The 10,652-nt window shown below is 39.3% G+C and carries 11 protein-coding genes and 1 tRNA gene; 8 read left to right on the top strand and 4 right to left on the bottom strand.

Annotation, left to right across the window (positions count from 1 at the left end; translation table 11 throughout):
* Complete coding sequence (locus ACTCIM_RS02605) at window positions 1-1,809, bottom strand: chloride channel protein (protein ID WP_464278790.1); 1,809 nt, start codon at window positions 1,807-1,809, stop codon at window positions 1-3.
* The gene (locus ACTCIM_RS02600) at window positions 1,803-2,750 is read right to left on the bottom strand and encodes a bifunctional riboflavin kinase/FAD synthetase (protein WP_029969781.1); all 948 of its coding nucleotides are present in this window, start codon (window positions 2,748-2,750) and stop codon (window positions 1,803-1,805) included. Before ACTCIM_RS02600 ends, ACTCIM_RS02605 begins: the two co-directional genes overlap by 7 nt.
* Before the next feature lie 133 nt (window positions 2,751-2,883).
* On the opposite strand from ACTCIM_RS02600, the gene ACTCIM_RS02595 reads away from it, so the two are divergent.
* The 4 genes from ACTCIM_RS02595 (at window position 2,884) to ACTCIM_RS02580 (ending at window position 4,911) form a co-directional block, all read left to right on the top strand.
* Window positions 2,884-2,970 (top strand) — tRNA-Leu (locus ACTCIM_RS02595).
* Window positions 2,971-3,029: 59 nt separating this feature from the next.
* The gene (locus ACTCIM_RS02590; RefSeq protein WP_472313708.1) at window positions 3,030-4,130 is read left to right on the top strand and encodes a glycosyltransferase; all 1,101 of its coding nucleotides are present in this window, start codon (window positions 3,030-3,032) and stop codon (window positions 4,128-4,130) included.
* On the top strand, window positions 4,118-4,579 hold the full coding sequence (locus ACTCIM_RS02585; RefSeq protein ID WP_464278788.1) for a DciA family protein: 462 nt from the start codon (window positions 4,118-4,120) through the stop codon (window positions 4,577-4,579). The genes ACTCIM_RS02590 and ACTCIM_RS02585 overlap by 13 nt, the downstream gene beginning before the upstream one ends.
* Window positions 4,576-4,911 carry a hypothetical protein gene (locus tag ACTCIM_RS02580; RefSeq protein WP_029968223.1) on the top strand — a complete coding sequence of 112 codons (336 nt, stop codon included), beginning with the start codon at window positions 4,576-4,578 and terminating at the stop codon, window positions 4,909-4,911. Before ACTCIM_RS02585 ends, ACTCIM_RS02580 begins: the two co-directional genes overlap by 4 nt.
* A 36-nt stretch (window positions 4,912-4,947) precedes the next feature.
* On the opposite strand, the gene ACTCIM_RS02575 is transcribed toward ACTCIM_RS02580, so the two are convergent.
* A complete protein-coding gene (locus ACTCIM_RS02575; RefSeq protein WP_472313705.1) occupies window positions 4,948-6,183 on the bottom strand; it encodes an HDOD domain-containing protein in 1,236 nt (411 codons plus the stop codon).
* Between the two features lie 168 nt (window positions 6,184-6,351).
* On the opposite strand from ACTCIM_RS02575, the gene rdgC reads away from it, so the two are divergent.
* The 3 genes from rdgC (at window position 6,352) to ACTCIM_RS02560 (ending at window position 8,531) form a co-directional block, all read left to right on the top strand.
* On the top strand, window positions 6,352-6,954 hold the full coding sequence (gene rdgC, locus ACTCIM_RS02570) for a recombination-associated protein RdgC (RefSeq protein ID WP_472313703.1): 603 nt from the start codon (window positions 6,352-6,354) through the stop codon (window positions 6,952-6,954).
* 6 nt (window positions 6,955-6,960) lie between these two features.
* Entirely contained in the window at window positions 6,961-7,737 is a 777-nt protein-coding gene (locus ACTCIM_RS02565; RefSeq protein WP_472313700.1) for a hypothetical protein, read from the top strand.
* A gap of 194 nt (window positions 7,738-7,931) precedes the next feature.
* Complete coding sequence (locus tag ACTCIM_RS02560; protein ID WP_472313699.1) at window positions 7,932-8,531, top strand: Spy/CpxP family protein refolding chaperone; 600 nt, start codon at window positions 7,932-7,934, stop codon at window positions 8,529-8,531.
* A 78-nt stretch (window positions 8,532-8,609) separates the two neighbouring features.
* Here the strand turns inward: ACTCIM_RS02560 and ACTCIM_RS02555 are convergent, their stop codons facing one another.
* Entirely contained in the window at window positions 8,610-9,362 is a 753-nt protein-coding gene (locus ACTCIM_RS02555; protein WP_472313698.1) for an MBL fold metallo-hydrolase, read from the bottom strand.
* Window positions 9,363-9,468: 106 nt separating this feature from the next.
* Here ACTCIM_RS02555 and argJ point away from each other — a divergent pair, with 106 nt between their 5' ends.
* Window positions 9,469-10,647: a bifunctional glutamate N-acetyltransferase/amino-acid acetyltransferase ArgJ gene (gene argJ / locus ACTCIM_RS02550; RefSeq protein ID WP_464278783.1), complete on the top strand. Its 1,179-nt coding sequence runs from the start codon at window positions 9,469-9,471 to the stop codon at window positions 10,645-10,647.
* Window positions 10,648-10,652 lie beyond the last annotated feature (5 nt).

The following is a 10,652-nucleotide window of genomic DNA, read 5'->3' as shown; positions in this document are numbered from 1 at the left end:
TTAGTGCTCTTTTTTGTGCAGGGCCTTAAATACGTCTTCTCTGGCTAGAAGCCCTACAATATGGGTGGGATCCTGGGGAGACAATACAGGTAGTTGTCCAAAATCGCTTTCCAAAAATTTAATCAGGGCAGTGTATAAATTGTCTTCAGTGGTTACTGTATATGGCTTTCTGGCTACATCTTTAGCTACCAACAGGTCTTTTAACACATCTTCAAACAATACCCTTCTCAAATCCTGGACAGAGACTATGCCAGTTATAACTTGATCTTTTCCCCTTACTGGAAAATAAAAATCATTACTGTGGGCTACAACATCCAGCATAGCAGGAAAAGAAGTAAATTCCTCAAAAGTACTGACCCTTTTAGGTTGATAGTAATCCTTTACCTGTAAGTTTTCCAGGACATTGATGGCAGCTTCGTCAAAATGGGCAGGGGATTCAAATTTATTGTGCACCTGGTTTTCATAAAGGGAAATGTTGCGGTTTAATACCAGGCAGATGGCAGAAGAAAGCATTAAAGGAGCTAGCAAGCCATATCCTTTAGAAAATTCACAAACCATGACAAGAGGGCCAATAGGGGCATTGGCAATCCCGGCAAAAAAAGAGGCCATACCAACCAAGACAAAAGCTCCAGGCTGGGTAATGATTTGAGGGAAAAATATTTGCCCCATATAGCCTATGATGCCTCCAGACATGCCACCTACAAAAAGGGCAGGAGCAAACATGCCTCCACTCATGCCAGAACCCAGGGTAATAGAAGTGGCAATGGTTTTGCCTATAAGAATAAAGAGCATGGTTAAAAGAGAAAGCTTGCCCCAGATGGCCATTTCCAGCCAGCCATAGCCTCCGCTTAAAAGTTGAGGGAAAAGCATGCCCAAGATTCCCATCAACAGTCCTCCAGCAGCTAGAGTAAAAGGCATGCCTATTTTTTCTTTTAAGGGCCAGAAAAATTTATATTTAATAAAGTAAAAAGTTTTTACATAAAACTGGCCAGTAAAGGCACAAAATAGGGCCAGCGCAATATAAAAAACTAGTTCCCTAGGGTCTGAAAATCTAAAATCTGGGATATTAAAAATGGGGTCTGAGCCAAAGACAAGGGTAAAGATAGTATAGGCTACCACTGAGGAGGTAACAGCCGGTAAGATGGCTTCGGCCTCAAAGTCTTCCCGGTAAATTACTTCCACAGCAGTTAGGGCGCCTCCTAAAGGAGCCCTGAAAATAGCGCCTAACCCCCCAGCTGCACCTGTAAGTAAAAGTAGTCTCCGTTCTTGGGGGGATAGCTTTAACTTTTGAGCCAGAAAGGAGCCTATTCCAGCACCAATGAGAGAAATAGGACCTTCTCGTCCAGCACTACCGCCAGCACCTATAGTGAGAATAGAAGTACCACCTCTGACCAGGGCAGCCAAAAGGCCGATTATCCCGTCTTGTTGGTGAAAGGCCTTGATCATGCTATCTGTGCCGTCTGTGCCTCCTTCCAGGCTTTTAGGGGCAAAGCGAAGCAACAATAAACCAGTAATTAAACCTGCCAGGGTGGTGAATAGAGGAATAAGCCAGGGTTTACTGGCAGTAAGAGAGGCGTGAGAGTGAAAAATTTCTTCTCCACTAGGGGCAGGCAGACTTAACCCCGCAAGGGTGTGTAATAGTAAAAATTTAGCCCCTTCCACTCCGAAAAAAAACAAGACAGCTGCTACTCCTGAGAGAATGCCTGTAAGTACCCCCAACATTAACCAGCGTGCATTGGTAATAATGTGGTAGATTTTTAAACTTTCTTGCCAGAGTTGTTTTAAGGATTTTAAAATTACTTTTAGCATATTATTGCAGCTTCAGGTAAATTTAGAATTTCCTTGGCCAGTAAAGCATCCTTCTGGATTTGAGCAGTTAATTCTTCTAGAGAATTGAATTTTTTTTCATCTCTGAGTCGTTGTACAAAATGCACTTTTATTTTTTTGCCGTAAATATTTTCTTTAAAGTCAAAGATGTGTACCTCCACAGAAAGGTAGTCATTGCCAAAGGTAGGATTATAACCAATATTGGCTACACCAGCTTTGATTAAATCCAGCACCTCCACCCAAACTGCATAGACTCCTGTTTTGGGAAAAAGTTCGTCTTTTAACTGAATATTGGCGGTGGGAAATCCCAGCAGTTTCCCTCCCCTTTTTTTACCTTCGATTACTTTACCTCTAACTTGATAAAACCTGCCTAAAAGAGGACGAGCCTGCCAGACCAGCCCTGCTTTTACTAAATCTCTTATCCTTGTGGAGCTAACAATGGCTCCATCATACATCACTGGAGGCAATTGCTCCACGCGAAATCCCCATTTTTCCCCTAATTTTTTTAACAATTGAAAATTACCTTTACGGCCTTTACCAAAGGCATAGTCATAACCCACCAGGAGCTCTCTGGTTTTTAACCCCTGTACTAAATAGGTATACACAAATTCTTCAGGTTCTAACCTGGCTATCTCTTTATTAAAGGGAAGGCAAAACAAATAATCTATATCTAGCTTGGAGATTAGCTCTATTTTTTGTTCAGTAAGGGTAATAAAGGGAGGAGTTTTACTATCCACCAAAACCCTTAAGGGATGAGGGTCAAAGGTCACTACCACACTGGGTATGCCCAGAGTTTTAGCCTTTGTTTTGGTTTTTTTGATTAGTTGTTGATGCCCAATATGTACACCGTCAAAATTGCCTATGGTTACACAGGAGGCAGAGAGTTGTTGGCTGAGTTCTTCCAGGCTTCTGCTAATTTTCATTTAACTATCCTCACAAAAAGAAGAGTCTAATAAAAAAAAACAAGACAGGCAACTTTTGGCTGGAGAAGAAAAAATAAGCTTATTTTGCTTCTTGCCAAGAGTTGGGTTTATCTATATAATCAAAAATCCACGTGCCGAAGTGGTGGAATTGGTAGACACGCTAGGTTCAGGGTCTAGTGGGCATCCGCCCGTGGGGGTTCGAGTCCCCCCTTCGGCACCAAATCCAATCCAGGATGAACTATAGTTTTATTCCCACCTTAACTTCTTCTGAGACAAATAATGGAAAAAATTAAAGTAGCTTTTGTAATTGGTGGACTACCCTTTGGAGGGGTGGAAAACTGGCTTTTTGATTTAGTAAGTAAACTTCAAACAGATGCAGAAATAGAGCCTGTGGTGATTAATATCTCTGGCACAGGAGAAAAGGTAAAGGACTTTATTGCTGCTAACCTGCCTTTAATTAACCTAAATCAGGGGAAAAAAGGTTTAAATACTTATCGTTTAGATACTGTTTTAAAATTAAGAAAGGTATTGCGACAAATTAAACCAGATATTGTGCATACCTTGCATTTTTCTGGGGATTATTTTGGTAGATTGGCCAGTTTAAACTTAAACACAAGAGTTATTACACATTTGCGCAACATAAAAAGAGAGCAAAAAACACACAGAAGACTGGCTAATAAGCTCTTATCTTTTGGTACAGACGCTTATATAGGAAATTCTAAGGCTGTAATGTCAATAATAAAAAAAGACCACAATTTTGCTCGCAGCGAGTGTTTTTTACTCTACAACTCCATTAAGTTTGAAAGGTTAGATGTAAAGCCTATTTTGAGAGGTAAATATAACTTAGAAGACAAAAAAATTGTCATGGGAATTGGCAGGTTTGTAGAGCAGAAAAATTTCAATTTGCTTATTAGCTCCATGCAAAAAGTGGTGCAAAATATTTCTGACGCTGTGTTAGTTCTGGTGGGTGATGGAGTGGAGAGAAACAATCTTTTTAGGCTTACTAAAGAACTTGGTTTAGAAGATAAGGTTTTATTTGTTGGATATCAGCAAAATGTGGGTTCTTTTTTAAAAGACGCAGACTTGTTGGTTGTCCCCTCAGCTTATGAGGGATTTGGGAATGTAGTTTTGGAAGCGCTTTATTGCGGCGTTCCTGCTATTGTTTCTCCTTATGTGCCTTCGGTAGAAGTGGTACCTGGAGGAACTTTGGTTGTAGAAAATGATAGGGATAAACTCGCCAGAGCCATTGAAAAGATTTTGTCAGATAAAAGGCTGGCTTTAAATATGGTTAACAAGGGTAAAAAAGAAATAGAAAAGGTGAGCTTTGAAAACCATGTGCAAGAGTTAAAGCAGATATATGCCAAGTTATGTACAAATTAGCAGACCTGATTAAAGAAAACTTTGAGAAAATAGGGAAAGAACAGGTATTATTTGTATCTCTCTGGAAACAATGGGAACAAGTTCTGGGGGAGCCTTTAGCAGCATATATTTTTCCTTTAGGTCGAAAGGGAAAGGTTTTAATGGTTGGAGCTAAGGATAGTCTTTTTTTGCAGGAAGCGCATTTTTTAAGCCTGGAAATTTTAAATAAAGTAAATAATTTTTTAGGGCAGCAGGCCTTTGACAAAGTACAGGTGAAGTTGTTAAGGAATGAAACCCCACTGAATAGAATAACAGTCCCTGCGCCGAAAAGCTATCAAATAACTAAGCCAAGAGGTGAACTGGGAAAAGTCGGTGAAAAATTGAAAAAATATCCACCCCTTTATTCCTGTTATTTGGCTTATGTGAAGTATTTTCAGGAAATTGAGGCGCAAAAGGAGGAAGAAAAGTGAGTGAAGAGATTAAAATTGAATTAAAAAAACCCCTGGAGAAAATGACTGCTAAAGAGCTCAGGCAGCTGGTTATTGAGCAAATTCCCCAGATTACTGGGGCTTCTGGAATGACCAAGGAAGAGCTTTTGGCCAACATTAAAGAGGTGTTGGGAATTACAGAAGAGGAAGGCAAGTCCAATGCCATGTATAAGTCTAAGATTAGAGAATTAAAACAGAAAATTAGAGAATTAAAAGCTGCCAAATTAGAGGCCAAAAGCAATAAAGAAAGAGAGATTATCCGCAAGAAAATTCATCGCCTAAAAAGACAAACCAGAAGGCTTGCCTCTGCTTAAAAATAGAAAAGCCCTCTTCAAGAAGAGGGCTTTTTATTAGTGCAAAAATATCCTGGTTATCTCTTCTATTTCTGTGCTTGCTCTGTTGACCAGAGATTTTAATTCATCTTTACTGATATTGATAAAATTAAAGATAGATTGATTTAGCTGGGGTAAGACCACTGAACCTTTTTCAGCTACATGCAGGCCTATAGCCATAAAATCGGCCAGGTGGATAAGGCCTTCTTCCAGTTTTTTATAAGGCCCGGGATAATGATGTAGTTTTATGGCTTCTCCTAGGGTTTTGGGAAGCTTCCAGGCCTGAATTAAAGATGCTCCTACCAGGGCATGGTCAAAACCAATTACCTCTCTTTCTGCATCTACTAAAGGTACAAGATTGGAATAAGAGTAGATTAGCGCTTCAGTGGCTAATCTGGGTAGTTGTCTAAAGAGAACCAGTCTTCCAATATCGTGAAGTAAGCCTGCTACAAAGAACTTTTCAGGTTCCAGGTTACTGCGTTGGGCTAAAAGTTTGGCAATTACTCCCACACTAATGGAGTGCAACCAGAAGGAGCGCACATCAATGAGTTTTTCTGGAATGTCTTTAAAGACACTCATGGCAGAAATGCCTAAAGCCAGAGTGGAGAGTTCATCTGCGCCTACGATAGCTACTGCCCTGGAGATGGTTTCTACCTTCTGGCTTAAGCCGTAAAAAGGACTGTTTACCAGGCGTAAAAGCTTGGCTGACAAACTGGGGTCTTTGCTAACCACATTGGCAATGTAGTCTGCGGAGCTTTTGGGAGAGTTAATGGCTTCTACAATTTTAAAGTAAATATCAGGAAAGGAAATAAGCTCCACTTCCTTTTGAACCAGGGTTTTAAAATCCCCTTCACCTTTAAAAAAGAGGTCTTCGTAGGAACCGTCATCCACAGGGATAAAGGTATCTTCATCTGGGATTTTCCAGCCCTGATTTAGTTTTTTAGCCAGTCTGGTAAGGGCTAGGTAATACATGGCCTTAACAAAGGGCTTGGAAAAGTCGTTACAGGTATAAAAGGGGGAAAGGTAGTTTTCCAGTTTGGATAAATCTTCCTGGCTAATTTTTATTTTGGTGGAAGAATTACTACTGCTACTTCCACTTATGGCTACTCTGGAGATACCCCAGGATTTTAAGTATTCTATATGTTTTGCTTCTAAAGTTAAGCCCTTGGGCAGGATAAGTCTGCCGTTAACTGTCTTTATATCACTAGCCAGAATCATCCCTGGCTTTAATTCTTCAATTCCTACCACACCCATGCAAAGGCCTCCTTAGCGTCTAAGTACTCATCTTGGAAAGTAGTTTTACTTTAAGCCAATTTACCCGAGCAGGTCAATAAATAATCTCTTTTTAAAGATATTCTGTTTTACTTTTTAGGTGCCTTGGACTATACATTATTCTAGCTCTAAAGATAGAAGGAGTTTTCAATGGGGATTTTGAGCGCCAGCGTGAGTTTAAGTATTTATAAGGTTAAAGAAAAAGTGGAGGATAGTCTTTTTAAAAATGTCCTGGACCGTCTTCGTCAGTTTTCCTTTCAAGAGATTGAAAATTTATCTGTAGAAAGAGGGTTTGGCTGGGTTTCCAGTGAGGATTGGTTAGATAGCCATTTTGCCTCTTCTCCTTTTAAGGGCAATTACCTGGTTTTTAGTTTGCGTTTGGACACACGTAGAGTTTCTCCTGCAGTGTTGAAAAAACATTATACCCTGGCTCTGCAGGAGTTATTGAGTCAGAAGAAAAAAGAAGGAAAAAATTTTATTAGCAAAGAAGAAAAAAAAGAATTAAAGGAAAATATCAAACTAAAACTGCTTTCCAAAACCTTACCTGTTCCTGCTGTGTTTGATGTTTCTTGGGATATGTTGAAAAATCTGGTTTATTTTTCTTCTACCAGAGAAAAGGTAAAAGAACTATTTGTGGATTTATTTGTAAGAACTTTTGAGATACATTTAATACCCTGTGACCCTTTAAATATGGCTTTAGAAAAGCTGCCAGAAGAAGTTATGTCCAATTATTCTCCCAGTATTTTGGTTTAATTAATTATGGCTGAAATTAAAGATAAGGTTAAAAATCTGTTTTTAGTAAAGAAGGAAAACCTTTCTGGCAAAAAACCAAGCAAAGATTTTGATTTGGTGGAAATGCCTCTGGAAGGTGTTGTGGTTTATTGGCTTTCTTTAAGCAAGCTTTTTAAAAAAAGAGGTTTTTTAGAACAGGAGATAAAATCAACCACTGAACCCTACATAAATTATTTACTTAGACTTTTAAGTTCCAATTTATCTCCCAATACCTGTATTGAGCTGGCTAAAATCAAAGGCGAAACCATTTTAGAAGATTTGCAAAAAAAATTGGTCTTAATGTCCATTTCTGTTTTAGGAATGAGTATCAAAGAAAATCCTCAAAAAGTAATGATTCGCTTCATTTCTAAATTTCCCATTTCCTCTATTTATGAACAAAAGATTTTAAGTAGTGCAAGAGAAGTGGTAGATAACCTAGAAAAACCAGATTTTCCTAAAGAAAAATTTTTAAACATAGACCATAGATTTTTACCAGAAAAGCTTATGTTAAACCTTATGGTCTATAATTTTTTAGAAAGAAGAGTAGAGCATACTAAGTTAATGGATTATCTACAATATGTTCGCTCTTTTTATTTTGCTGAAGGAGTTTCTCTCATTGTAGATGGTTTTGACTATGACTTTGTAAAACATCGTTTAAACTTACAAAAACGCGAAATTATCTATCACACTAGAGCTAAAATGGAAGTATCTGGTCGCCTGGTTGCAGGACTTAAAACTGGTCTTAGCTACCAGGACTTTCCTTGATTGCCCAGGCCTATTTATAAACCCTGCACTTGCTTTTTTCCTTTTTGCACCTATATTGTTTATTAAGTGCAAGTCCTTGCACAAAAAAAGAAAAAAGTATTTTTTCTTTTTACTAAAGGCTTGAAATTAAAGATTTTTTATTTTGGCATAGGCTTTGAAAAGACCTGAACAAAGTCAAAACAGGAGGAGTCAAAATGAAAAAGTTAGTATTTGCCAGTTTGTTGGTTTTAGCCTTAGTGGGTGCAGCCTTTGCCTTTGGTGGACACGGTAGAGGTTATGGCATGGGATATGGTATGGGACCGGGCATGGGTTATGGCTATGGCATGGGGCCAGGTATGGGAGGTCCTGGCATGGGTTATGGTTATGGAATGGGGCCTAATATGGGATATGGCTATGACTATAACATGGGCCCGGGCATGGGTTACGGCTATGGCATGGGGCCAGGTATGGGCTATGGTTTTAAGCAAAAATTTGGACAGGGGAAATTTTGGTTTGGAGCTTTTGGAAACTTGACTCCAGAGCAACAAAAGGAGTTTTGGGAATTAAGAGATGCTCACTGGGCCAAGATTTATCCGTTAAAGCAAAAAGCCTGGAGTCTCAGGGCAGAATTAAATGCTGAGCTAAATAGAAGCAATCCTGATAGCAAAAGAGTAGAAGATTTAAATAACCAGCTAGCCAGGGTGCAAAATGAAATTTTAAAGGAGAGTCTGGATTTTAGAAAAAAGCTAAGGGAAAGCTTTGGTGATACCTTTCCCAATGGTTTTTACAATGGCTGTCCAGCCATTGGTTACTAATAAAGCCACCCCTCTATATAAGACCTCTAAATAAACCCCTCCCCGTAAAAAGGAGTTCCTTAGCTGGAACTCCTTTTTTTATAAACAGCAAATAGTTCCTGGTGCAGGTAAAAGTACTTTTATTCCCTGGTTATTTTGGAGGATTTGAAACAAAGTCTGAGAATCTTTTCTGGTGTCTCTATTTAAGTGCACCAGAGCCAATTCTTTAGCCTGGCATGTTTTAGCTAAATGAAGAGCGCTTGTAATGGAACTATGGCCAGGTACTTCCTGGGTTGCCTTATAAGTTTCCAGAATAAGCAAATCTACTTCTTTTAAATGGTTTAAAAGATTTGAATCAGGTTGGCCATCGCCAGAATAATAAAGGGTTTTACCTTGAGAAGAAATTTTTACGCCCAGAGAAGGTATGGCATGGATGGAAGTTAAGGGAAGAAGAGTAAAGTTTTTAAAGTTTATTTCTTGCTCTGAACAAGTTTCTGTAAAAACTATAGAAAAGGGAAGTTTGTCCTTAATTTTAGGGTAAGCAAGTTCTAATGCCTGCAGGGTTTTTTCCTTTATTCCTGCTGGACCAAAGATGTGCAATTCTTTGGTGCGTTGTTCTTCGTAAAAGCGAAGTAAAAGCAGGCTGGTCCCCAAAAAATGGTCTCCATGCAAATGAGAAATATAAAGGCCATCTAAGTCCAGAGGATGGGGGGCATATTTCCAGTAGTTAGTAGCAGCAGTAAAACCGCAATCTAAGAGTAAGGATTCTTGTTGCTTATTAAAAACCAGGATAGAGGTGTTGGTTAAGTTTTCATCAAAGGCCTCTCCCACTCCACAAAACAATACAAACATAAGTTTCCTCCTAGGTTTCTTTTCCAGGCTATAAAAAGTCATTTGCAATTAAGTTGCGCTTGGTTTACTTTTAGGTAAAGTTTGTAATTAATACAAGGGGTAAGGTATGAATTATCCAGAAGGTTTTTTATTTTCAGCAGTTGAAGCTAATCTTCGCTATAAAAATAGAAGAGATTTGGCTTTGCTTTATATCCCTAAGGGGGCAATAGTCAGGGGTGTCTTTACTACCAACAAATTTCAGGCTGCCCCGGTTTTGGTGTGCAAAGAAAATCTGGCTAAACAAAAATATATTAAAGCCATCATGATTAATGCCGGGCAGGCCAATGCCTGTACAGGAGAAAAAGGCCTTAACCAGTGCTGGCAGACTTTAAAGTTTCTGGCTCAAGAGTTAAAACTCTCTCCCCGGGAAATTTTACCAGTTTCCACAGGAGTAATTGGCGAGCTCTTTGACCTTAGCAAGTGGGAAGCCGGTGTGAAAATACTTACTGAACATTTAGGGAAAAGTGATTTATTGGATGTGGCAAAGGCCATTATGACCACCGATAAATATCCCAAAATTGTGCAGACCAGGTTGGATTTGTCTGCAGGTACTACCTATCTCTGGGGTATTGCCAAAGGAGCAGGCATGATTGCTCCCAATATGGCTACTATGCTGGGATTTGTACTCTGTGATCTGGATGTGGACCCCCTATGGTGGCAGGAAGTGATAAAAAAGGCTGTAGATAAAAGTTTTAACCGTATTTGCGTGGATGGTGATACCTCTACCAATGATACTGTCTTGGGAATTTGTTCCAGGCAGAAGAAGTGGGCTTTGCAAGAGGCAGATTTAAGAAAAATTAAGCAAGCTGTGGAAGAGATTTGTTATCGTTTGGCTTATCTTATTGTCCAAGATGGAGAAGGTGCTACCAAGGTGGTGCATTTAAAGGTAAAAGGGGCCAAAAGTTTAAAACAGGCAGAAAGGGTAGCAAGGACCATAGCTACTTCTCCTCTGGTAAAAACTGCCTTTTTTGGCCAGGACCCCAACTGGGGGCGCATTGTAGCAGCTATTGGTCGAAGTGGAGAGGAAATAGAGCCGCAAAAGGTAAAGGTAAGTTTTGCCGATATAGAGGTGTTTGCCCAAAATGAGACTCAATTAAAAGATGTGGATGCTTTACTTGGACCATATTTGCAAAAGCAGGAAATAGAAGTGAGTGTAGATTTAGGGCTGGGTACAAGGGAGTATTGGCTGTTATTTTCTGACCTCAGTATAGATTATGTTCGTTTAAATAGTAATTATCGAAGTTAGTTATA

This window comes from Desulfonauticus sp. (genome assembly GCF_055126295.1).
This window is presented reverse-complemented; position numbering and strand designations above follow the sequence as displayed.